This is a genomic window from Burkholderia sp. MS389, assembly GCF_016899425.1.
Classification (GTDB): domain Bacteria; phylum Pseudomonadota; class Gammaproteobacteria; order Burkholderiales; family Burkholderiaceae; genus Burkholderia; species Burkholderia sola.
The window spans coordinates 2,798,804-2,820,752 of record NZ_CP045995.1 but is presented as its reverse complement, the minus strand read 5'-3'; the positions used below and the strand labels follow the sequence as shown (position 1 = coordinate 2,820,752).

Annotated in this window: 18 protein-coding genes; 5 read left to right on the top strand and 13 right to left on the bottom strand. The window is 67.8% G+C overall.

Annotated features, from left to right (window positions below):
* Nucleotides 1-9: 9 nt before the first annotated feature.
* The 3 genes from GJG85_RS28980 to GJG85_RS28970 all read right to left on the bottom strand — a co-directional run bounded on the left by GJG85_RS28980 (nucleotide 10) and on the right by GJG85_RS28970 (nucleotide 3,613).
* A complete protein-coding gene (locus tag GJG85_RS28980; RefSeq protein WP_050011300.1) occupies nucleotides 10-1,266 on the bottom strand; it encodes an ABC transporter permease in 1,257 nt (418 codons plus the stop codon).
* 111 nt (nucleotides 1,267-1,377) lie between these two features.
* Nucleotides 1,378-2,424, bottom strand: coding sequence for an ABC transporter substrate-binding protein (locus GJG85_RS28975; protein ID WP_050011301.1), 1,047 nt, complete (start codon nucleotides 2,422-2,424; stop codon nucleotides 1,378-1,380).
* 76 nt (nucleotides 2,425-2,500) lie between these two features.
* A complete protein-coding gene (locus GJG85_RS28970; protein WP_050011302.1) occupies nucleotides 2,501-3,613 on the bottom strand; it encodes an ABC transporter ATP-binding protein in 1,113 nt (370 codons plus the stop codon).
* Nucleotides 3,614-3,721: 108 nt separating this feature from the next.
* Here GJG85_RS28970 and GJG85_RS28965 point away from each other — a divergent pair, with 108 nt between their 5' ends.
* Entirely contained in the window at nucleotides 3,722-5,245 is a 1,524-nt protein-coding gene (locus GJG85_RS28965; protein WP_089489154.1) for a PLP-dependent aminotransferase family protein, read from the top strand.
* Nucleotides 5,246-5,275: 30 nt separating this feature from the next.
* Here the strand turns inward: GJG85_RS28965 and GJG85_RS28960 are convergent, their stop codons facing one another.
* The 5 genes from GJG85_RS28960 to GJG85_RS28940 form a co-directional block, all read right to left on the bottom strand.
* A complete protein-coding gene (locus GJG85_RS28960; protein WP_089489153.1) occupies nucleotides 5,276-6,310 on the bottom strand; it encodes a lipase secretion chaperone in 1,035 nt (344 codons plus the stop codon).
* A 3-nt stretch (nucleotides 6,311-6,313) separates the two neighbouring features.
* Complete coding sequence (locus tag GJG85_RS28955) at nucleotides 6,314-7,408, bottom strand: triacylglycerol lipase (protein WP_050011305.1); 1,095 nt, start codon at nucleotides 7,406-7,408, stop codon at nucleotides 6,314-6,316.
* A gap of 221 nt (nucleotides 7,409-7,629) precedes the next feature.
* The gene (locus tag GJG85_RS28950) at nucleotides 7,630-9,762 is read right to left on the bottom strand and encodes a TonB-dependent copper receptor (RefSeq protein WP_050011306.1); all 2,133 of its coding nucleotides are present in this window, start codon (nucleotides 9,760-9,762) and stop codon (nucleotides 7,630-7,632) included.
* Nucleotides 9,763-9,843: 81 nt separating this feature from the next.
* A complete protein-coding gene (locus tag GJG85_RS28945) occupies nucleotides 9,844-10,212 on the bottom strand; it encodes a DUF2946 domain-containing protein (RefSeq protein WP_050011406.1) in 369 nt (122 codons plus the stop codon).
* 157 nt (nucleotides 10,213-10,369) lie between these two features.
* On the bottom strand, nucleotides 10,370-10,906 hold the full coding sequence (locus GJG85_RS28940; protein WP_050011307.1) for a cytochrome b: 537 nt from the start codon (nucleotides 10,904-10,906) through the stop codon (nucleotides 10,370-10,372).
* A gap of 228 nt (nucleotides 10,907-11,134) precedes the next feature.
* On the opposite strand from GJG85_RS28940, the gene GJG85_RS28935 reads away from it, so the two are divergent.
* Entirely contained in the window at nucleotides 11,135-11,773 is a 639-nt protein-coding gene (locus GJG85_RS28935) for a Pr6Pr family membrane protein (protein ID WP_124638283.1), read from the top strand.
* Nucleotides 11,774-11,851: 78 nt separating this feature from the next.
* Here the strand turns inward: GJG85_RS28935 and GJG85_RS28930 are convergent, their stop codons facing one another.
* A complete protein-coding gene (locus GJG85_RS28930; protein ID WP_050011308.1) occupies nucleotides 11,852-12,586 on the bottom strand; it encodes a M23 family metallopeptidase in 735 nt (244 codons plus the stop codon).
* A gap of 416 nt (nucleotides 12,587-13,002) precedes the next feature.
* Between GJG85_RS28930 and GJG85_RS28925 the strand changes: the two genes are divergently transcribed.
* Nucleotides 13,003-13,323, top strand: coding sequence for a hypothetical protein (locus GJG85_RS28925; RefSeq protein ID WP_011694691.1), 321 nt, complete (start codon nucleotides 13,003-13,005; stop codon nucleotides 13,321-13,323).
* Nucleotides 13,324-13,433: 110 nt separating this feature from the next.
* Here GJG85_RS28925 and GJG85_RS28920 read toward each other — a convergent pair whose 3' ends face one another.
* From GJG85_RS28920 to GJG85_RS28905, 4 genes are all read right to left on the bottom strand, one after another.
* On the bottom strand, nucleotides 13,434-13,778 hold the full coding sequence (locus GJG85_RS28920; protein WP_069618486.1) for a DUF4148 domain-containing protein: 345 nt from the start codon (nucleotides 13,776-13,778) through the stop codon (nucleotides 13,434-13,436).
* Between the two features lie 200 nt (nucleotides 13,779-13,978).
* Complete coding sequence (gene gndA / locus GJG85_RS28915) at nucleotides 13,979-15,391, bottom strand: NADP-dependent phosphogluconate dehydrogenase (protein WP_050011310.1); 1,413 nt, start codon at nucleotides 15,389-15,391, stop codon at nucleotides 13,979-13,981.
* 97 nt (nucleotides 15,392-15,488) lie between these two features.
* Entirely contained in the window at nucleotides 15,489-16,130 is a 642-nt protein-coding gene (locus GJG85_RS28910; protein ID WP_050011311.1) for a DUF938 domain-containing protein, read from the bottom strand.
* Entirely contained in the window at nucleotides 16,127-17,035 is a 909-nt protein-coding gene (locus GJG85_RS28905; protein WP_089489150.1) for an NAD-dependent protein deacetylase, read from the bottom strand. Before GJG85_RS28905 ends, GJG85_RS28910 begins: the two co-directional genes overlap by 4 nt.
* Before the next feature lie 1,213 nt (nucleotides 17,036-18,248).
* Here GJG85_RS28905 and GJG85_RS28900 point away from each other — a divergent pair.
* Together GJG85_RS28900 and GJG85_RS28895 are read left to right on the top strand one after the other, a co-directional pair.
* Nucleotides 18,249-19,208: an LLM class oxidoreductase gene (locus tag GJG85_RS28900; RefSeq protein WP_204384140.1), complete on the top strand. Its 960-nt coding sequence runs from the start codon at nucleotides 18,249-18,251 to the stop codon at nucleotides 19,206-19,208.
* Nucleotides 19,209-19,547: 339 nt separating this feature from the next.
* Nucleotides 19,548-21,938 (top strand): mechanosensitive ion channel domain-containing protein, encoded by a 2,391-nt coding sequence (locus GJG85_RS28895; RefSeq protein WP_089489149.1) that lies wholly within the window; start codon nucleotides 19,548-19,550, stop codon nucleotides 21,936-21,938.
* Nucleotides 21,939-21,949 lie beyond the last annotated feature (11 nt).

Sequence of the window (21,949 nt, the reverse complement as noted above, 5' to 3'; positions counted from 1 at the left end):
GCCCGGCGCTCAGCCGAGGCTCACGTTGGTGCGCGTGAAGCGCCCGTACACCGCATACAGCACGAGCGTCGCCGCGAGCAGCAGCCCGCCGAGCGCACACGCCATGCCCCAGTTGATCGTCACGTTCGTGAAGTACGCGACGTAGTAGCTGACCATCTGGTCGTTCGGCCCGCCGAGCAGCGCGGGCGTGATGTAGTAGCCGATCGCGAGGATGAACACGAGCAGCGCGCCCGCGCCGACGCCCGGATAGGTCTGCGGCACGTACACGCGCCAGAACGCGGCGAACGGATGGCTGCCGAGCGACACGGCCGCGCGCTGGTAGGTCGGCGGAATCGACTTCATCACGCTGTAGAGCGGCAGGATCATGAACGGCAGCAGGATGTGCGTCATCGAGATATACACGCCGACGCGATTGAACAGCAGCGTCAGCGGATGCGAGATCAGCCCGCTGCCGAGCAGCGCCGTGTTGATCAGCCCTTCGCTCTGCAGCAGCACGATCCATGCGGCGACGCGCACGAGTACCGACGTCCAGAACGGAATCAGCACGAGGATCATCACGAGGTTCGCGCGCCGTTCCGACAGCGTCGAGATCCAGTACGCGAGCGGATAGCCGAGCAGCAGCGCGAACACCGTGACGGCCACGCCGATCACGAACGTGCGGCCGAAGATCGCGACGTAGATCGACTGGTCGGGGTCGGCCTGCACGATGTGGCCGAAGCCGTCCTGCTTGTGGTCGAGCGCGGCGAGCAGATAGAACGGCGACACCTGGCTGCCGTTCTTCGCAATCGACTGCCAGTACGCGACGTCGCCCCAGCGCGCATCGAGATCGATGAATTTCGCGCGCGTCTGCGCGGGCGTCAGCGCCGCGTCATTGTCGCCCTTCAGCGGCATCGCGCGCGCCGTCTTCGCGACGAGCGAGCGATAGCCGGGAATCTCGGTGTTCAGGCGCCGTGCGAGCGCACCCATCGCTTCGCTGTCGGCCACCTTCGTCATGTCGGCCGCGAGCGCGACATAGGCCGCATCCGCCGGCGGCGTCTTGCGATCCCAGCCCGACAGCGCGGCGACCGTGTTCGGCAACGCGGTCGCGATCTCCGGGTTCTGCACCGCGCGCGTGAGCAGCGTGCCGATCGGCACGACGAAAATCAGCAGCAGGAAAATCGCGAGCGGCGCGATCAGCAGCAGCGCCATCGTGCGCTTGCGGGACTCGGCGGCCTTCAGCTCGCGCTTGAGCGCGGCGGTCGACGGCGAGGAAGGCGCGATCGTCATCGTATTCAAGAGTTCTCTCCGGCCGGGCACGTTCCGGCGGAATGCCGCGCGACGCGATCGACGCGTCGCGCGGCCGGTTGCATCACGACACCCGTGAGGACGCCTGATCGCTTACTTCGTTGCCCACGCGGCGAAGCGCTGTTCGAGCTCGTCGCTGTGGTCGGTCCAGAAGCCGATGTCCTCCAGTACCGCATTCTTGCCGTTGGCCGGCGAGTTCGGCAGGTTCGCGAGCGTCTTCGCATCGAGCGCCTTGATCGCGGCGACGTTCGTCGGGCCGTACGCGATGTGCTGCGCATACGCCTGCTGCGGCTTCGGCGTCAGCGAATACGCGATGTACTGCTCGGCCAGCGCCTTGTTCGGCGAGCCCTTCGGAATCGCCCAGTAGTCGAGGTCGTAGATGCTGCCGTTCCACACGACCTTCAGGTTCTTGCCTTCCTTCTGCGCGGCGTCGATGCGGCCGTTGTACGCGGTCGACATCACGACGTCGCCGGCGACGAGGAACTGCGGCGGCTGCGCGCCCGCTTCCCACCACTGGATGTACGGCTTCAGCTCGTCGAGCTTCTTGAACGCGCGATCCTGGCCGGCCTTCGTGCCGAGCACCTTGTAGACGTCCTTCGTCGCGACGCCGTCGGCCATCAGCGCGAATTCGAGGTTGTACCGCGCGCCCTTGCGCATCCCGCGCTTGCCGGGGAATTTCTTCACGTTCCAGAAATCGGCCCAGCCGGTCGGCGCAGACTTCAGCTTGTCCGCGTTGTACGACAGCGCGGTCGACCACACGAAGAACCCGACGCCGCATACCTGCGGCGCTTCCGGAATCAGGTCGGATTTCTTCGCGATCTTCGACCAGTCGAGCTTCTCGTACAGCCCTTCGTCGCAGCCGCGGTTCAGGTCGCCCGATTCGACTTCGACCACGTCCCAGTTGACGTGCTTCGCCTCGACCATCGCCTTCACCTTCGCCTGCTCGCCGTTGTACTCGACGGCCGTGACCTTGTTACCGGTCGCCTTCTCGAACGGCTGGTTGAACGCGGCCTTCTGCGCGTCGCCGTTCGCGCCGCCGAAGTTGACGACCGTGAGTTCGGCAGCGCTGGCCGATGCGCCAAACGCGACCAGTGCCAGCGCGAGCGCCGTACGGCGCGCGGTAAAGCTTGCTCGTTTCATGATGGTTCCTCTCCTCTCGTGGTGGAAGTGGGCATTGTTGTTGACGACGTGCTGCGGAAAACCGGGTAAACCATGCTCACGCGAACACGCGCAGGTGTTCGGGCGAGAATGCAAGCGAGACCGGTGCGCCGGGCGAGAACGCGTCGAGCGCGCCGGTGCCGAGCGGCACCTTCACGAAACATTCGTCCTGGCCGGGCAGTGCGCAGCGCATGCGCACGTGATCGCCGAAATAGATGAGGCTGCGCGCCTCGCCGCTCACGCAATTGGCGGCGGCGCCATTCGCGCCGTTTGCGCCGTTCGAGCCATGTGCGGCGAGGCTCATGCGCTCGGGGCGGATGCACGCGACGGCCGGCGCGCCCTCGGCGGCTTCGCCGATATGGCGGCCGACGAGCTTCGTGCCGTCGTCGAGCCGGAATTCGCAGAATTCGCCGTCGACGCGCGCGATGGTGCCGCGCAGCCGGTTGCTGTCGCCGATGAAGTTCGCGACGAATTCGTTGCACGGCGATTCGTACAGGCGGTCGACGGTGTCGAGCTGCTGCACGATGCCCTTGTCGAACACGGCGACGCGATCGGACATCGTCAGCGCCTCGCCCTGGTCGTGCGTCACGTACACGAAGGTCACGCCGAGCTTTTCATGCAGCGCCTTCAGTTCGTACTGCATGTGTTCGCGCAGCTGCTTGTCGAGCGCGCCGAGCGGCTCGTCCATCAGCACCAGCTTCGGCTCGAACACGAGCGCGCGGGCCAGCGCGATGCGCTGCTGCTGGCCGCCCGACAGTTGCGCCGGATAGCGTTTCGCGAAGCGTTCCATCTGCACCATCTTCAGCGCATGCGCGACGCGCTCCGCGCGCTCGCCGACCGGCAGCTTGCGCACCGTCAGCGGATACGCGACGTTCTGCTCGACCGTCAGATGCGGAAACAGCGCGTAGTTCTGGAACACCATGCCGATGTTGCGCTTGTGCGGCGGCACGCTGTTCAGCAGCTCGCCGTCGAGGCGGATCTCGCCGCCGGTCGGGAATTCGAAGCCGGCCAGCATCATCAGGCAGGTCGTCTTGCCCGAGCCGGACGGCCCGAGCAGCGTCAGGAATTCCCCCCGGTGGATGTCGAGGTCGAGCGATTTGACGACCAGCGTCTCGCCGTCGTAGGTCTTCCGCACGCCGCGAAAGCTGACGATCACATCATCGGACTTCATCGTGGCTGTCCCCTTGCTGCGCAACAAAACGTTTTTGAGATGGACCCACTATACGGCCCGCACGGTTCTATACTAGGGAACCATTTCAATATTCCTAGTAGGACCACTTTGGATACCGTGATCCTCGCCGACTGGCTGTCCGCCCGTCTGGACCGCAGTTCGCCCGAACCGATGTACCGGCAACTGCTGCAACTGATGCAGCAGGCCATCCTGACCGGCGAATTGGGGCCCGGCACAAAGCTGCCGAGTTCGCGCACGCTCGCGGGCGACCTGTCGATCGCGCGCAATACGGTGCTGCACGTATACGACCAGCTGACGGCCGAAGGCTACGTGCTGACGACGACCGGCAGCGGCACCTACGTGGCCGACACGCGGCCGGACGCCGCCGCGATCCGCGTGCCGGGCGCCGCGCCGCCGGCGTCGGCCACTGGCGAACCGCCGCCGCCCGACGCGCAGCGCAGCCTGTCGATGCGCGGGCGGCAACTGGTCGAGCATGCGGGCGTGTCGCGGCGCCAGTGGGGGGCGTTCATGCCGGGCGTGCCGGACGTGTCGGAATTCCCGAGCCGCACGTGGAGCCGGCTGCAGGCGCGACTGTGGAAGGAAGCCAATCCGGAGCTGCTGACCTATGCGCCGGGCGGCGGCTACCGGCCGCTGCGGCGCGCGCTCGCCGACTACCTGCGCGTCGCACGCTCGGTCAAATGCTCGCCGGACCAGGTGATCATCACGACCGGTATTCATCAGTCGATCGATCTCGCGGTGCGGCTGCTGTCCGACATCGGCGATCGCGCGTGGGTCGAGGAACCGTGCTACTGGGGCGTGCGCAGCGTGCTGCAGGCGGCCGGCCTCACGCTCGCGCCGGTGCCGGTCGACCAGGAAGGGCTCGACCCGCGCGCGAGCGACATGCAGCATCCGCCGCGGCTCGTGCTCGTCACGCCGTCGCACCAGTACCCGCTCGGGATGGTGATGAGCCTCGCGCGGCGCCGCATGCTGCTCGAATATGCGCGCCAGCACCGCTGCTGGATCATCGAGGACGATTACGACAGCGAATTCCGTTACGGCAGCCGCCCGCTCGCGTCGCTGCAGGGACTCGACGAGGGGGGCCGCGTGATCTACGTCGGCAGTCTCGGCAAGATGCTGTTCCCGGGGTTGCGGATGGGCTACATGGTCGTGCCCGAGCATCTGGTCGACACCTTCCGCACCGGGCTGTCGGAGCTGTATCGGGAAGGCCAGCTGATGCAGCAGGCCGTGCTCGCCGAATTCATCATGGACGGCCACCTCACTTCGCACGTCAGACGAATGCGCACGCTGTACGGCGAGCGCCGGCAACTGATGATCGACGCGATCCGCGCGCGCTTCGGCGACGCGCTGCCGGTGATGGGCGACGAGGCCGGCCTGCATCTGGTGCTCGGCCTGCCCGACGCGTGCGACGATCGCGCGGTCACGCAGAGCGCATTCGACGCGGGCGTGATCGTGCGCCCGCTCACCAGCTACTACAGCAGCCTCGACACCGCGCGGCAGGGTTTGCTGCTCGGCTATGCATGCGTCGCGCACGAAGGCATTCGCCCCGCGTTCGACACGCTCGCCGATACCATCGAGCAACATCTGCCGCGGCACATCACGCGCGCCGCGTGAAGCCTGCCGCACACGGCGGCGCGCGGTTCGTCAATGCGCGCTGCCCGCGCCGCGATCGAGCGACGCCGCGCGCACGGCTTCGCCGGGCTTCGTGAACACACGCTGCCGCAACGCGGCAATCTGTGCGTCGCGATCCTGCGGCGACAGGCCGGCCGATTCGATCTGCGCACGCTGCGCCGCATAGTCCGCGTAACGGCCCTGCCACGACGCGTCGTCCTGCTGCATCTGCGCAACGCGCGCGGCGGCCTCGGGGCCGAGCGTCTGCGTCAGTTGCGCGCGCATCGCGTCAGGCGTCGCGCCGCGCTTCTGCAATTGCGCGATCCGGTCGATCGCGGCGCGTTGTTGGTCCACCCGCTGCTGCGCCGCGCGTTCGTCGGCCGGCATCTGCTGCTCGAGCGCCGCGAGCCGCTCGGCCTTCTGCGCATCGGTCAATGAGCGATCCTGAGTGATCTTCAATCGTGCGAGGTCGTAGCGCTGCCGCCACTGCTCCGCGCCGAAGAACGGCTGGCTCCAGTCGCCGAGCGTGCGATAGGCGATCGACGCGCGCTGGTCGAGCGCGAGCTGCAACGCGCCCAGGTCGGACTTGTCGACCGCGCCGGCATCGCTCAATTTGGCGAGCGCATCGAGATACGCGCGATACCGGTGCCACACGTCGAGCGCCTCGGCCTGCGCGACCGTGCCGTCGAGCTGCGCGGCGATCTCGCGCACGACGAACGCATCGAGCGCCACCGCGCTCAGGTCGCTCTGCGCGGTCAGGCAATAGTCGAAGAAATCGCGCACCGCGCGCGACTTCGCAAGATGGCCGCCTGCATCGAGCGGCAGGCGCGGCGCGCTGGAACCGGCGAGCGACGTCGGCAGGTCTGTACTCGCCGGTACGGCCGGCTGCGGCGCGGCGGCCGTCACGCGGCTCGTCGCGGGTGCATCCGGCACGTCACCCGCGGCGCCCGTGCCGCGATGCGATCCCGCCGCGCTCCACATCGCGACGCCGGCAATCGCCGCCAGCCCCACGACACCATAGATCGCCGCGCGCCGCGCCAGCGGCGCGCGCCCTTCACGTGCCGCCATCGATCACACGCCCGCGATTTTCAACCGGTTCGCATGCGTGCGGATCACCGCGACCGGATCTTCCGCATACGCGCCACGCACGCCGAGCAACTGGTTGATCTCGTCGATGTGGTTCCACTTGTAGCTCGTGCTCAGCACCTTGCCGTACAGCGCGCTGCACTTCGATACGAGCCCGTCGTTCTGGCCCGAGCCGCGGTTGATCATCACCGTGCCGGTTCCATACAGCGCAAGCGTCGACAGATCGAGCGCGTTCGCCGGATCGATCACCGGAATCGTGCTCGTGTCCGTCGCGCCCGTCGCGCCGAGCACGGAAAGCGTCGGCTGGATCGCCGTGCCGGCCCACGAATACAGCAGATGCGTGTTGCCGCCGACGGTTTCGGTCGGTGCACCGGTCTGGCAGCTCCCTGGCGCGCCGAGGCCCGCGCTCGGATAGTTCTGGTTGTAGGCGGCGGCCTGCGCGGTCGTCAGCGTCTTCAGTGCAGCGAGGGCATCCTGGTTCGTGTTGTGGCTGCTGTTCGTCAGGATCCCGAATACATTGACGAACGCGGCGATCACCGTCGAAGACAACCCGGTCGGATCGTATGCGAGCACGCCCTGCACGAAGTCGGCGAACTCGGAGCCGCGATGCGGCGTGCCGATCGTCGTCACCGACGCGACGAGATCGGGTGCGACGGCCGCGACATAGCGCGACGTCAGCCCGCCCTGGCTGTGCCCGACGAGATTGACCTTGGTCGCGCCGGTCGCCGCGAGCACCGTCTTCACGTAAGCGAGCAGTTGTTCGCCGCGCCCGTTCGGGCCGTCGTCGCTCTGGAAGCCCGACAGGTTCGCGACGTAGACGGTCGCGCCATGCTGCTGCAGGTCTTCCTGGATGCCGTACCAGTAGTCGAGTACGCCCGCATACTTGTCGGTGCCGGTCAGCCCGTGCACGAGAATGATTGGATAGCGCGTCGTCGCATAGTCGTCGGCGGGCGCGGTTGCCGCCATCGCCGTGTGCGTCGTCGCGAGCGTCGTCAGCGCGGTCGACGCCGCGAACGGCGCGACGCTCATCGCGCATGCCACTGCCCCTGCCATTACCCTGGAACGCATCGATCTGGCCATGCATGTTCTCCTGATTATTGTGCTGCCGGTGCGAATGACACCGGATCGACACGCACGCCGCATTGCGCGCACCGCGCGGGTCGAATGCGGGAGTGAAGCACGACTCGCGAACGTTTGCGCCCCGACTAGATACGGTTCTCTAATCGGTTGACGCGCGCCGCCCGTTCGGGCGGTGCGGCGTCCAGGCACGCGCATGCTGCGACGCACACGCGCGATGCACGCTACAGCTTCGCGCTCACGCGCACCCATGCGGTACGCCCCGGCTCCATCACCGGCGCGTTCGCCGGATAGCCGAAACCGGCATTGCCGGCGAGGTTCAAATGCTCGGTGTAGGCCTTGTTCAGCACGTTGTCGACGCCGACCGAGATCTGCACGGTCTTGCTGACGTTGTACTGCGTATGCAGCGACAACACGCCGAATCCGGCGCTCGGGCCGAAGTCCTTGCCGACCACGTTGCCCTCGTTCGGCGCATAGCGATGCTGCGGCGCAACGATGCGCCACAGGCCGCCCGCCGACCATGCGCCGCGCGTGTATTCGAGCCCGATGCGCGCTTCGAGCGGCGGCATCTGCGGCAGCGGATCGCCGCTCGCCACGTTGCGCCCCCACGCATACGCGAGCGACGTCTCGATGCGCAGCGGCGCGACCGGCCGCCACGACACACCGGCTTCGCCGCCCATGATCTGCGCGTTGACGTTGGTCGCTTGCGTGGTCGGGCCCATCATGCCGGCCGCATAGTTGAACAGGATGAAGTCCTGGACGTAGCCCGCGTACGCGGACACCCACGCATCGAAGCGGTCGCTCTTGTATTGCGCGCCGACGTCGAGCTGGGTGGTTTTCTCCGGCTGCACCGCCGAGAACGCGTTGACCGAACCGGCCGGCCCGCGCGTCGCGGAAAACAATTCCCAGTAGTCCGGATAACGCTCTGCGTGGCCGATCCCCGCGTACCATGTGACGGGCAGCGACGCGAGATCGCGCTCGTAGCGCACGAAGCCGCTCGGCAGCACCTTCATCCGATCGTCGTCGAACGTCGGATTCGGCTTGCTCGTCATCATCCCGGGCGTCATCGCGCGCTTGTCGCCTGCGCTCGCATAGTCGACGCGCGCGCCGCCGATCACGCGCGCGACGTCGCTCGTATACCACGTCAGTTCGCCGAACACGCCCGCGTTCCACATCGTCGCCTGCGCATCCCACGGCTGGTTTCGGTAGTTCTGCCGCCCCATCGACGAACGCGAATCGAGCCGGTTCGACTGCGCATCGACACCCGTGACGAGCTTGACGTCGTCGCCGAAGCGCAACGTCGCGGCCGCACGCGCGCCGACCGTGCGGCGGCGTACGTCTGCGGCCATCCGCATCGGCATGCTGCTCGTCGGATCGGGCTGCCGCAACGTGGTGTTGTCCATCACGTGATCGGCTTCGTTGTAGTACACGCGCGCCTCGATCCGGTCGAGCACGTCGCCGAGATGTCGCTTGTCGAACGACAGCCCGAACGTCTCGCGGCGGAAATGCGCGCCGTCCATCCCGCGGCCCGCATAGCGCGCATAGCCGTCGCCGGTGCCGGCGGTCAGCTCGACACGCGTATGGTCGTCGGGCGTCCAGCCGAGCGCGGCATCGGCGTTCCATTTGTCCCACTGCGACGGCACGGTGTGGCCGTTGCCGTCCTGGTAGTCCTGCGAATGCGCGTGGTTCGCGGTGACGCGGCCATAGACGTCCGGCGTGCCGGCGGTCAGGTCGAGGTTCTGGTCGTTGCGGCCGAACGATCCGCCGACGAGGCTGCCGTCGAAGCGCATGCCGGGGCGCTCGAAACGCGGCGTCACGCGTTCGAACAGCACGGTGCCGGCCGACGCGCCCGGACCGTACAGCACGGTCTGCGGCCCCTTCACGACGGTGACCTCGTCATAGCTTTCCGGCGCGATGTACGACGTCGGCGCATCCATCCGGTTCGGGCACGCGCCGAGCGTCGGCATCCCGTTCGCGAGGATGTTCAGCCGCGATCCGAACATCCCGCGCAGCACGGGGTCGCCGTTCGTGCCGCCGCTGCGGATCGACGTGAAGCCCGGAATCGTCTTCAGGTAATCGGCGCCGTCGCTGGCGGGCAGCGGCTGGCGCGGCGCCTTCGGATCGGTGACGACGACGAGCGGCGTCGACAGCGGCGACGCGACGACTTCGACGGGCGGCAACAGCATGGCCGCATCGCCCGTCGGCGCACCGGCAGCATGCGCGGTGTCGGCTGCGGCAGCGCCCGCGGTCAGCGCGCCGACGGCCAGCGCGCGGACGGTGAGTTTCAGCATGCGCGGTAAAGGCCGCGCACCGGCATTGCGTGGCGCACGCGGCGCACGCAACTGGAAATTGGTCATGATCGAAAGCCCGAGTGACGCCCTCCACGCGGCCTCGACGGTCGCACGGATATCGGCGGTGATAAGAACGGAAGAAACGCGTCAGGCGCGCTCGGGCGGTGCGCGCGGATAGGCGCGCGGATAACGGTCGCCGCGCGCCGCGACGGCAGGCGACGCGGCGGCGGAAACGGAAACGACGGGAAGGGAGTCGACCGACACGGCGGCAGGCGCGCCGATGGCCGGGCTATGCGCGAAGAAACCGCAGTAGCCGCACGCGTCGAGATGCAGCGCATGATCGTGCATGCCGCGCGCATCGGACGGACGATGCGCGCCATGCTCGGTACTGCAGACGATCGCCTCGGGCGTGGCCGCATGGGCGATACGCCACTGCGACACCAGCGGCGCCGCGATCGCGATCCAGATCGCGAGCAGGCCAAGCCAGGCAGTCAGGTGACGATGTCGGTGCAGCATGTACGGCAACGAGTCAGCGGAATGTAAAAAACAGCCGCGATGTTACAGAATGTTCAACGTGATGACCAGTGCGGGCGCACGGTAAACGAACCGGGGGCGCATGGTTGTCAACACAACCATGCGCCCCCGCGTGCTGCGCGTGCCGGCAGCCGGACGATCAGGGCATCATGCGGCGCAGCACGTCGTCGCGCCGGATGAAATGATGGTAGAGCGCGGCCAGCGCATGCAGGCCGATCACGAAGTAGAACGCATTGCCGATCAGCTCGTGCACCTCCTTGATCGTCGGCCGCAGCGCCTTGTCGGGGCCGAACAGCGTGAACGACACGCCGAGCCAGTCGAGCGACACCGGCTTGCCGCCCATGTTGATCGTCATGATGCCGAGCAGCGGCTGCGCGATGACGAACGCGTAAAGCGCAAAATGTGCGAGCTTCGACAGCCAGCGCAGCAGCGTCGTCTGCGGAATCGGTTCCGGCACGCGGCTGACGACGCGCCACAGCACGCGCAGCACCGACAGCACGAGGACGAACGTACCGGCCGTCAGGTGCACGCTCATCCAGAACGCCCGGCTGTCGCTGCCCTTCGGTCCGCGGATCTCGATGGCCAGGTAGGCCAGCGCAACCAGCAGGAAGATGGCCCAGTGGAAGAAGATCGCGGGCGAGCTGTAGCGCGTCTGTTTCGCGAGGATGTTTTTCATGCTTCGTCTCGTGTCGTATTCGGGGAGGGGCGCCCATTGCAAACGGCCTGCGCCCGGCAAAGCTGTGGCGATTGTAGCCGCACGGGCGTCCAGTTTTGCACGGCGCGGTCAAATAACCGATGAATCGTCGGCGCGCGCCGCGTGACGGCTTGCCCTATGGAAAATCCGCATCGCGCGGGCGGGCGGCTGTGGCACGATGAAGCTTTGGTGCGACGGCGCGCGGGCATCATGAGCAAAGCGTTCTTCGTTGCGGCCTACCGGCTGATCGCCGCATTGCTCGCGGTGTCCACCACGCTGCACAGCGTCGCCGACTACTGGCGCCTGCCAAGCTTCCATCTCGGCAACTACCTCAGCTACTTCACGCAACTGAGCAGCCTCTACGCGGCCGCGATACTGGCCGCGGGGCTGTGGCGCATCGCGCGCCCCGGCTCGGCCCGCTACGAATCGATGCGCGGCGCGGCCGTGCTGTACGTGCTGATCACCGCGATCGTCTACGAGCTGCTGCTTGCGCGGCTCGATGCGCTGCTCCACGTCACGCCGGCGTTCAACAACTGGGTATTGCACCGGATCGTACCGCTCGTGATGCTGTGCGACTGGCTGTATGTCGAACCGCGCTCGCCGATTCCGCGCCGCAGTGCGTTCGCGTGGCTCGGCTTTCCGGTCGTCTATCTCGGCTATACGCTCGTGCGCGGCGCGGCGGAGAACTGGTACCCCTACCCGTTCGTCGATCCGCGGCCGCACGGCTACCTGCCCGTCGCGATCCAGTGTTCGCTGATCGCGCTGGGCGCGGTGGCGCTCGCGTTGTGCATTTGCTGGCTCGGTAATCATGCGAGACAGTCTGGCAGCGCGACGCTTAAGGAAGGATGAAGGCGGAAAGGTGAAAGAGGCGGGGGAGAAAGGTGGGAACGTGTGCGCCGCCCGGCGCACACGTGGCGATGCCGACGATCAGCCGCCGTTGCGCGGCAGGAAGTTCATCGGATCGACGACCTTGCCGTTCTGGCGGACTTCGAATTCGAACGTCGAACGACCGCTCGCGTCGGCGCCCATTTCGGCGACCGGCTGGCCCTGACGCACCGCGTCGCCTTCGTTGACGAGCAGCTTGCCGTTGTGCCCGTAGGCCGTGATGAGCCCGTTGTCGTGCTTCAGGATCACGAGCGGACCGTATGCCTTGACGCCGGTGCCGGCGTACACGACGCGCCCGTTTGCCGCGGCCCGCACCGAATGGTCGGGCCCGGATGCGGCGATCACGACGCCGCGCGTCTTGCCGGCCGAGAACGGTGTCGCGACGACGCCCGTGGCCGGCCATGCGAGCGAGCCCGGCTGGGCGGCCGCCGCGGGCGGCTGCCCGTACGAAGTCGCGGCCTGCGGCGGCGCGACCCGCAATACCTGGCCCGGCGACACGGCGTCCGTGGGCGCCATGCGGTTCCAGTTGGCGACGTCCTGCACGCGTTGCCCGTAAGCGTTCGCGATGCCCGCCAGCGTATCGCCGGGGTTCACGCGGTAATAACCGGCAATCACGCCCGGCGTCGCCGCCGACGTGGACGCCGGCTGGCGCGTGGGCTGCCAGCTGTCGGTCCACGGCGTCATCGTGCAGCCCGTCAGCGCGATGGCCGCGGCGACGAGCGCCGCCTGCGGCAGCCAGCGCGTGAGCGCGCCGTGGATGGGAATAGTTTCTCTCAAGGGTCCTCCCGGATTTGCGTCGTTGCGCCGCCCACCGCCCCCCGGCGCGCGACGCACGATGTCCGGCCGAACGGCCGGATCAATCAGTATCCGACCGCTTTCGCGGCCGTCAGTTTCCACAGCGGAACGTGGTGCGAAGCGCTCATCGGCCCTTTTTCGCGTCGTCCCGATCGGCAAAGATACCATTTGTCGCGGTCAAGGCTCCGACAGTTGCCCGATCCGGAAACAATCTTGCGGCGTCGCACGGGCGCCGGCGGCCTGCTGGCCGGGCCGGGCGGGCCGCCCAGTGGCTGCTCGCGGTTTGTCGCGGAGGCGCACCGCCGCCTGCCGTATCGGCGGCGTCATATTGTCCGCTTCGATCGCCGCCTATACTCGGTGATGCGCAGCGCGATCCAACGACAACGAGGACCATGACAATGAATAACGCGACGTTTCTCTCCGTGCAGCTCGACGCCGACGATTTCGCCGGTTCCAGCGGTCTGGTCGAATTGCTCAACCGGCACCTGCTGTTCGCGACCGACGTCGCCGAAGCGGCCGATGCGCTCGTCCAGCTGGCGAGCGTCACGCACCTGACCGGCGCCACGCGTCACAGCGTCGAGCTGCCGGTCCTCGCGATCGAACGGCTGCGCGACGCGCTCGACACGCTGAGCGGTTACGACGAAACGTGGCTGCAGGTGCTGGAACCGGCGGAAGCGCTGTTCCGCGATATCGGGCGCGGCAGACGCCCGCTGCACTGAACGACGGCGCATTGCGCGCCGCCAATGAAAAAGCCCGTCGTTCCGCTATGCGGAACGACGGGCTTTCGTACGACAGGGGGTCGGATGCGGTCGCCAGCGCGGCCGTACCATTAACGACCCTTGTAGACCGGTGCGCCGTCAGCGATGCGCTTGACTTGCCAGCCGGTTTTGGCAGCAGCCGGTACGCCCGATTCCTGGCCGGCGGCCGGTTGTGCGCCGTAGCCGGTCGTATCGGCGGCGGCGACGTTCTGTTGCGGGTTCACACGCGCTTCAGCGGCCTGGATGCCTTCCGGGTAGTTCGTACGGTCGCTGCCCAGCTTGTAGCCGGCCTGTTGCAGTTGAACCAGTTCGGCCTTCACCTGGGCACGGGTGACGGGCGCGTTCTGTTGAGCGAACGAGACGGCGGGGACAGCGAGGACGGCAGCAGCAGCGAACGTTGCGATCAGCGATTTCATGATTACCTCCGGGATTTTTTTGCTCCGCCGCACACACCATGTCTGCAGCGATGGAACAGAGTTTAGTCCCGGCAGCACCTAGGGAAAACCATGAAAGAACGAAAACACTGTTTCCCCGGAGCCAACAATGCTGGCATCCGGGATGGAAAAACCCTATTCAGAGCATAGATTTTCGCAACAATGCTGCTCCCGCTCGCCGGTCAGGCCCAGTTCGCGTGGAAGCTGCCCGGCTTGTCGGTGCGCTCGAACGTGTGCGCGCCGAAGAAGTCGCGCTGCGCCTGCACAAGGTTCGCCGGCAGCCGCTCGGAACGATAGCTGTCGAAGTACGCGACCGCCGACGCGAACGCCGGGACCGGCACGCCGGCCTTCACCGCGGCCACCACGACGTCGCGCAGCGCGGTCTGATAGTTCGCGGCGATGTCCTTGAAGTACGGATCGAGCAGCAGGTTCGCGAGCGCCGGATCCTTCGCGTAGGCGTCGGTGATCTTCTGCAGGAAGCGCGCGCGGATGATGCAGCCCGCGCGGAAGATCTTCGCGATCGTTCCGAGATCGAGGGTCCAGCCGTATTCTTCCGACGCCGTGCGCAGTTGCGCGAAGCCCTGTGCGTACGAGATCACCTTGCTCAGGTACAGCGCGCGGCGCACTGCTTCGACGAACGCGGCGCGATCGCCGTCGAACGGCGCGGCCGCCGGGCCCGACAGGATCTTGCTGGCGGCGACGCGCTCCGTCTTCAGCGACGACAGCACGCGCGCGAACACCGATTCGGTGATGAGCGGCAGCGGCACGCCGAGATCCAGCGCGTTCTGGCTCGTCCACTTGCCGGTGCCCTTCTGCGCGGCGCGATCGAGGATCACGTCGACGAGGTGCTTGCCGGTCTCTTCGTCCTTCTTGCCGAAGATCTTCGACGTGATCTCGATCAGGTAGCTGTCGAGCTCGCCCTGGTTCCATTCGGTGTACACCGCGCCGAGTTCGTCGTTGGTCAGGCCCGCGACGTCCTTCAGCACCGAGTAGCTTTCGGCGATCAGCTGCATGTCGCCGTATTCGATGCCGTTGTGGACCATCTTCACGTAGTGGCCCGCCCCGTCCGGACCCATGTACGCGACGCACGGCTCGCCGTCCGACGGCGCCTTCGCGGCGATCTGCTTGAGGATCGGCTCGACGAGATCGTACGCGTCGCGCTGGCCGCCCGGCATGATCGACGGGCCGCGCAGCGCGCCCTCTTCGCCGCCCGACACGCCGGTGCCGATGAAATGCAGCCCCGATTGCGCGAGTTCCTGGTTGCGGCGGATCGTGTCGGTGAAATGCGTATTGCCGCCGTCGATCAGCACGTCGCCCTTCTCGAGCAGCGGCTTCAGCGATGCGATCGTCGCATCGGTGGCTTCCCCGGCCTTCACCATCATCAGGATCCGGCGCGGCGTTTCGAGCGACGCGACGAATTCCTCGAGCGTATAGGTCGGCACCAGATTGCGGCCGGGGAATTCGGCGATCAGTTCGTCGGTTTTCTCGCGACTGCGGTTGAACACCGACACCGCGTAACCGCGGCTCTCGATATTGAGTGCGAGATTGCGGCCCATCACCGCGAGCCCGATCACACCGATTGCTTGTTTGCCCATTAGTCAATTCTCCGGAAAAAACGGGGCGCGACCCGAGCCGGGCCGCGCGCACAGGCGAAAGGATAGTGGAAACCCGGCGGCGCTGCCCGCTTGCGTGTCATTGCTCCGCGTGCGGCAGGCGCCGGAATGCGACGCTCAGGTTGTTCGCCGGCATCTCGACGACCTCGATGCAGTCGAGCCCGCGATCGAGCCCGAGTGCGACGACGGTCTCGAGATCGCGCACGCCCCACGACGGGTCGCGGCTGCGCAACTGCCGGTCGAAGGCCTCGTTCGACGCCGCCGTATGGCGGCCTTCGCGACGGTACGGGCCGTACAGGAACAGCACGCCGCCCGGCCGCAGCACGCGCGACGCGCCCGCGAACAGCGCTTCCGTACAGGCCCACGGCGAGATGTGGATCATGTTGATGCAGACGATCGCGTCGAGCGCCGCGACCGGCCACGGCGTGTCGCGCACGTCGAACGCCAGCGGCCCGGCGACGTTCGCGAGGCCCGCATGCGCGACCCACGCGGCGATCGAACGCCGCGCGTGCGCGTCGGGATCACTCGGCTGCCAGTGCAGGCCCGGCAACGCCTGCGCGAAGTGAACGACGTGCTGCCCGGTGCCGCTCGCGATTTCGAGCACGCTGCCGGTCGCCGGCAGCACGCGGCGGAGCACGTCGAGGATCGGCCCGCGATTGCGTTCGGCCGCCGGCGCCGACAGCCGCGCGGACGGATCGTGAGAAGAAGCGGCGCCGGTCACGATGCACGCTCCGCAGTGTCGCTGTTGCTGTTGCGCCCGAGCCCCAGCCGCGTCACCAGTGCGTCGAGCGCGGGTGCGCAGCGCGCCTCGACCTTCAGCGTCAGCATCGGGTCGGCGCGCGTATGGCCGAGATTGAGTGCGGCAACCGGCTTGTGCTGCGCCTGCGCCCACACGCAGAACCGGTAGCCGGAATACACCATCAGCGACGAGCCGACGACGAGCAGCGCGTCGGCTGCGTCGAGCGCCTGCGACGCCAGCGCCACGCGCTCGCGCGGCACGTTCTCGCCGAAGAACACCACCGCCGGCTTCAGCAGGCCGCCGCACGCGGGGCACGCCGGGATGCGGAACGTATCGAGCGCGGCCCATTCGAGATGCGCGTCGCCGTCCGCGGCCGGCTCGGCCTGCGCGCCCAGCAGCTCGGGATTGTCGGCTTCGAGCACGGTCTGGATCGTCGCCCGCGCATGATGCGCGCTGCAGTCGAGGCAGGTCACGCCGTTGATGCCGCCATGCAGCTCGATCACGTCGTCGCTGCCCGCGCGCTGATGCAGGCCGTCGACGTTCTGCGTGACGAGACGCTCGATCCGGCCCGCGCCGCCGAGCCGCGCCAGCGCGACATGGGACCCGTTCGGCCGCGCGCGGCCGACCACGGGCCAGCCGATCATGCTGCGCGCCCAGTAGCGGCGCCGCGCGGCATCGGAGCCGAGGAATTCCTGGAGCTGGATCGGCGGCGAGCGCATCCATTGGCCGTTGCGGTCGCGGTAGCCGGGAATGCCGGAATCGGTGCTGATGCCCGCGCCGGTCAGTACGAGCAGGCGCGGATGACGCTCGACGAACGCGTGCAGCGCATCGAGCGCGGCCGGATCGACGTCGGCGATGGAGGAGTCGGGCAAGGCTGTGTCGTTCATGTTGGCAACGTGATCGGTCGCGCGGGCAGGTCGTGCGCCCGCACGGGCGGCCACGCGCGCCAGCACATGATACAGAACGCCGTGCGATCGGGCGGGCTGCCGCCGCGGCTAGCCGCGGCACGCAACAGCACGCAAAAAGACGCCCATCGCCGCTCGGCGACGGGCGCTTCAAACAATTGATCCATCGGGGTAGTGGATCAACTGACAGCACAATGTTGCGACGTCCGTCATACCGCGATCGACGGACGCTCCCCCGGACTTCACGTGTTCCGCACTGCCGCGCCCATCGGCGCGTCATCGGCTTTCCCGACCCGATCCCGTTCGTCGCGCTCGTCACGCCGATGTCATGCGCGGCGTGCAAACGCATTCGCCGCGCGACGGGGTGCGTTGCGCCATGGAATGACGATTCGGGATCCGGGCCGCGGCCATCCGCCAGCGTTCGCGGTTCATCCTGGACGGCCGACCGACATTGGTCGGACGCGCGCGTCACCCATGCACGCCGTCGTTCAGAACGAACCCGATCGTTCGGATGGAACGGAAAGCCGCTCGCTCACGTCGCCGCGATCAGCGGCGAAGCGAATACCCTGGCAGGTCGGCGATTCATGTTTGCAACACGGCATGTTGCGTTTCGGTCTTTTTTCATTCTCTTGTCCCCGTCTTCGATACATCCGACCCACTGAAGCGATTGCCGGGCCAACTGCACCTGCAATCGCGCTCACGGCGCATACAACCATGCAAGGAGCGCACCATGCTTCATGCCGCAAGGCCGCGCGGGCACATCAGGGGCCGCGGGCAGGCATCGTGCCCCGTCAGAAAGCGCGAATGTTTCGAAACTGAAACGCACCGGCGGTGGCGTCGGTATCGTCGGGTTGGCGCGTTGCAGGGCGGCCAGTCGCCTTACAATCGCCCCACGATCGGCGGCGCGCGTGCGCCCGGACTTGCCCTTTCCCGCGGCGCACCACCGCCCGACCGGAACCCGAACTCGCTGCCTGTCCGACACGAAGCACGGGCCGGATATCGACTACCGCATGCTGTTCTACGGCACCGATCGCGACAACCGCGCGTCGCAATGCGCGGCGTTCCGCCCGGGTCTCGCGTTGCGAAGCGGATAGCGCGGGGTTTGCGCCGTCCCGCTCGTGCATCGCGCAAACACGCTAGCATTCGGACACGGAGCGCCCGCATGCTTCCGCTGCCTCGCCGCCAAGGACCCGACATGACCCCACCCGCTTCCGCCCCTCCCGACGTCGCGCATCGCGTGTTCTCGTCCGGGCGGCTGTCGATCGGCCTCACGCTTCCGCTGCTTCGCGGCGGCCACATCGTCGCGGACTTCAACGAGCAACTCGAACTCGCCGCGCTGGCCGATTCGCTCGGCTTTCGCGCGCTGTGGATTCGCGACGTGCCGCTGAACAGCGCCGACTATCCGGACCCGGTCGGCCACCTCGACCCGTGGGTACTGCTCGGCGCACTGGCGTCGCGCACCCGCCGGATCGCGCTCGCCAGCGGCGCGATCGTGCTGCCGCTGCGTCATCCGCTGCATATCGCGAAAGGCGCGCTGTCGGTCGCGACGCTGTCGGGCGGGCGCTTCATCCTCGGGCTCGGCTCCGGCGACCGGCCACCCGAATATGCGGCGTTCGGCGTCGACGCGGAAACCCGGCGCGACCGCTATCGCGCGCACTGGGACGTCGTCGCGGCCGCGCTCGGCATGCCGTCGCGCGTGCTGCCCGACCAGACGCCACCCGATGCGCCCGCCTTCACGCTGCTGCCGCGCGACGGCGATGCGGTGCCGATGCTGGCGGTCGGCTCGGGCGGACAGAGCGTCGACTGGATCGCACGGCATTCGATCGGCTGGATGACGTATCACCGCGATCCGGATACGCAGCGCTCCCGCTATTCGATGTGGCGCGCGGCGGTCGAGCGGCTCGCGTCGCCGCAATTTCGCGCGTTCGGCGTATCGATGCGGCTCGATCTCGCCGCGCATCCGGATACGCCCGCCACCGCGCTGCCGCTCGGTTATGCGACCGGGCGCCGCGCGTTGGTCGATATCCTGCGGGACATGCGCGCGGCCGGGACGCACCATGTCACGCTGAATCCGGGATCGGACCGGCCGGTGCGCGACGTCGTCGAGGAAATCGCCGAGCATGTGTTGCCGGTCTTTCACGACGAACAAGCGTGATTCATCAGGAATCCAAATTCACATGATGCGACGCGAGCGCTGATCGTGGCCGGGCGAATGCTCCCGCAACGGCGCATCGCTGACAGGAATCGGCAACGGCGCGTTACAGACGCCTTACGACCGGGCCAACATGACGTTCCTGTCGATATCGGACGGTCGACCGTCCGTATCCGGCACACGGCTTGCCGGCATGTGCCGCCGACGCCCGTGCCGGCGCCTTCATGCCCGATTCAACTCGTCGACGACGGAACTATTCGGTTTCGATCGCGATCATGTTAACTTCCGTCCATCGTTCAGCCTGGCGGGCCGCGTGACGAGACGCACCCGCATGCCCATTCCATGCGACATATCCTCCTCGGCTGGCTGCTCGCCGCCGTCGTCTCGGCCGCTCACGCGGCCGCTCCCGCACCGGCCGCCGCGTCGGCCGCCTCCGGCGCCGCGCCCGCACTGACGCCGCAAGAGGCGCGGCAGGCACTGAATGTGCTCGAAAACCCGCGCGAGCGTGCGCAGGTCGAAACGACGCTGCGCGCGATCGCGGCCGTCGGCGCGTTGAGCGCACCCGCCGTGCCGGCAAGCGCGGCGCCGGCAGCCAGCGGCGCATCGGCTGCCGCGGCGCCGGCCGCGCTCACGTCGAACGGGCTCGCCTCGATGCTCGTCCGTCAGGGCTCGCGATGGGCCGCGCAGATCGGCAACGCGCTGCAGGAGTCGCTGCGCTCGCTGCTCGATATCGGTTCGGTGGGAAGCTGGTGGCGCGACAAGCTCGTGCGCGCCGACGAGCGTGCGAACCTGACGCGCACGCTCGGCATCCTCCTCGCGGTGCTGCTGCCTGCGCTCGTCGTCGAATGGCTCGCGAAGCGGCTGCTGCGACGCGCACTGGCCGCGGTGGCCGCGCGCCGCGCGGCGCCCGATGCCGCCGCATCGGACGAGGACCACGCGCCCCCGCCGTCGCAAAGCCGAGGCCACGCCCGCCGGCACACCACGCTGCTGAACCGGATGCCGCGCGCACTCATCAGTCTCGCGCTACGCGCGGTACCGCTGCTCGTGTTCGTCGGCGTCGCGAGCCTGACGATGTCGTTGCTCGTCGAAGCCGACACGCCGATCGAAGCCGCGCTCGAAGCGTTGATCGACACCTACGTGATCTGCCGGCTCGTCACGATCGTCAGCCGGCTGTTCTTCCAGCCCGACGCGCGGCAGTTGCGGCTGCTGCATATCAGCGACGCATGGGCCGCGTTCGCGCAACGCTCGATCGCGCGGATCGTGATCGCGGTCGGTGCATGCACGGCGGCCGTCGAGATCGCCGCGAACTTCGGCCTGACCGAAGCCGGCCATGTCGCGCTGCTGAAGGCCGTCGCGCTCGTCGGGCACGTGATGATCTCGGTGCTGATCCTGCAGTGCCGCCGGCCGGTCGCGGCACGCATCCGCGCCGCCGGCGCGGATCGTCCGACCTTCACCGTCGTCGGCAACGCGCTCGCGGACGCGTGGGCGCCCGTATCGGTCTTCATCGTGATGGCGCTGTGGTTCGTGTGGGCGCTCGACGTCCACAACGGCTACCGCGTACTGATCGCGCTCGGCGGCCGGTCAATCGCCGTGATGATCGCGATGCGGATGGTGTCGATCGTCGTGTTCGGTGCGCTCGCGCGGCTGTTCCAGCGCCGCGACGACGATCGCACGCTCGTTCATCTGCACGCATACCGCTACTACCCGCTGCTGCGCCAGATCGTGTCGGGCGCGATCGGCGTCGTGACCGTCGTGCTGCTACTGCAGATCTGGGGCGTGCCGATCTTCCGCGCATTCGAGACGGGCACGATCGGCCACCGGCTCGCGTCCGCGCTGGTGACGATCGCGATCGCGGCGATCGTCGCGCTCGTCGTGTGGGAAGCGGCCAACATCGCGATCGAGCGCCGGCTGCAACGCTGGACGCGCGAAGGCAACCTGGTGCGCGCCGCGCGGCTGCGCACGCTGCTGCCGATGCTGCGCTCGCTGCTGTTCGTGATGATCGCGCTCGTCGTCGTGCTGACGGGCCTCAGCGAACTCGGCGTAAACGTCGGCCCGCTGCTGGCCGGCGCCAGCATCTTCGGCGTCGCGCTCGGTTTCGGCTCGCAGAAGCTCGTGCAGGATTTCATCACCGGGATCTTCCTGCTGATGGAAAACGCGATGCAGGTCGGCGACTGGGTCACGCTCGCCGGCGTGTCGGGGACGGTCGAATACCTGTCGATCCGCACCGTGCGGCTGCGCGCCGGCGACGGGTCGCTGTACACGATTCCGTTCAGCTCGGTGACGACCGTCAACAACACGAATCGCGGGCTCGGCAACGCGGCCGTCAAGGTCAGCATCGCGTACGGCGAGGACGTCGAGCGCGCGATCGCGACGCTGAAGGAAATCGGCGCCGCGTTGCGCGACGATCCGAAGTACCACGACGGCATCCTGTCGGACTTCAGCTACTGGGGCATCGACCAGGTCGACGGCGCGGCGCTCGCGCTGGCCGGTCAGATCCAGTGCACGGACTCGGCGCGCTGGAGCGTGCAGCGCGAATTCAACCGGCGGATCGCGGAGACGTTCCTCGAACGCGGGATTCGGATCGCCAATCCGCAGCGCAGCGTCGTGGCCTATGCGGACGGGTCGCGACCCGTCGGCAGCGATGACAACGACGCGCGCCCAGACGCGCAGAATACCGCCGAACCGGCGGCCCGGCCGCCGTCGCCCGACGCAGCGGAGCGCAAGCCGGGATGATCGCGATCGCC

Excerpts from the sequence above, each read along its gene's own strand:
- GJG85_RS28980 (WP_050011300.1), bottom strand. The coding sequence starts at position 1,266 with ATGACGATCGCGCCTTCCTCGCCGTCGACCGCCGCGCTCAAGCGCGAG.
- GJG85_RS28975 (WP_050011301.1), bottom strand. The coding sequence starts at position 2,424 with ATGAAACGAGCAAGCTTTACCGCGCGCCGTACGGCGCTCGCGCTGGCA.
- GJG85_RS28970 (WP_050011302.1), bottom strand. The coding sequence starts at position 3,613 with ATGAAGTCCGATGATGTGATCGTCAGCTTTCGCGGCGTGCGGAAGACC.
- GJG85_RS28960 (WP_089489153.1), bottom strand. The coding sequence starts at position 6,310 with ATGGCGGCACGTGAAGGGCGCGCGCCGCTGGCGCGGCGCGCGGCGATC.
- GJG85_RS28955 (WP_050011305.1), bottom strand. The coding sequence starts at position 7,408 with ATGGCCAGATCGATGCGTTCCAGGGTAATGGCAGGGGCAGTGGCATGC.
- GJG85_RS28950 (WP_050011306.1), bottom strand. The coding sequence starts at position 9,762 with ATGACCAATTTCCAGTTGCGTGCGCCGCGTGCGCCACGCAATGCCGGT.
- GJG85_RS28945 (WP_050011406.1), bottom strand. The coding sequence starts at position 10,212 with ATGCTGCACCGACATCGTCACCTGACTGCCTGGCTTGGCCTGCTCGCG.
- GJG85_RS28940 (WP_050011307.1), bottom strand. The coding sequence starts at position 10,906 with ATGAAAAACATCCTCGCGAAACAGACGCGCTACAGCTCGCCCGCGATC.
- GJG85_RS28935 (WP_124638283.1), top strand. The coding sequence starts at position 11,135 with ATGAGCAAAGCGTTCTTCGTTGCGGCCTACCGGCTGATCGCCGCATTG.
- GJG85_RS28925 (WP_011694691.1), top strand. The coding sequence starts at position 13,003 with ATGAATAACGCGACGTTTCTCTCCGTGCAGCTCGACGCCGACGATTTC.
- GJG85_RS28920 (WP_069618486.1), bottom strand. The coding sequence starts at position 13,778 with ATGAAATCGCTGATCGCAACGTTCGCTGCTGCTGCCGTCCTCGCTGTC.
- gndA (WP_050011310.1), bottom strand. The coding sequence starts at position 15,391 with ATGGGCAAACAAGCAATCGGTGTGATCGGGCTCGCGGTGATGGGCCGC.
- GJG85_RS28905 (WP_089489150.1), bottom strand. The coding sequence starts at position 17,035 with ATGAACGACACAGCCTTGCCCGACTCCTCCATCGCCGACGTCGATCCG.
- GJG85_RS28900 (WP_204384140.1), top strand. The coding sequence starts at position 18,249 with ATGACCCCACCCGCTTCCGCCCCTCCCGACGTCGCGCATCGCGTGTTC.
- GJG85_RS28895 (WP_089489149.1), top strand. The coding sequence starts at position 19,548 with ATGCGACATATCCTCCTCGGCTGGCTGCTCGCCGCCGTCGTCTCGGCC.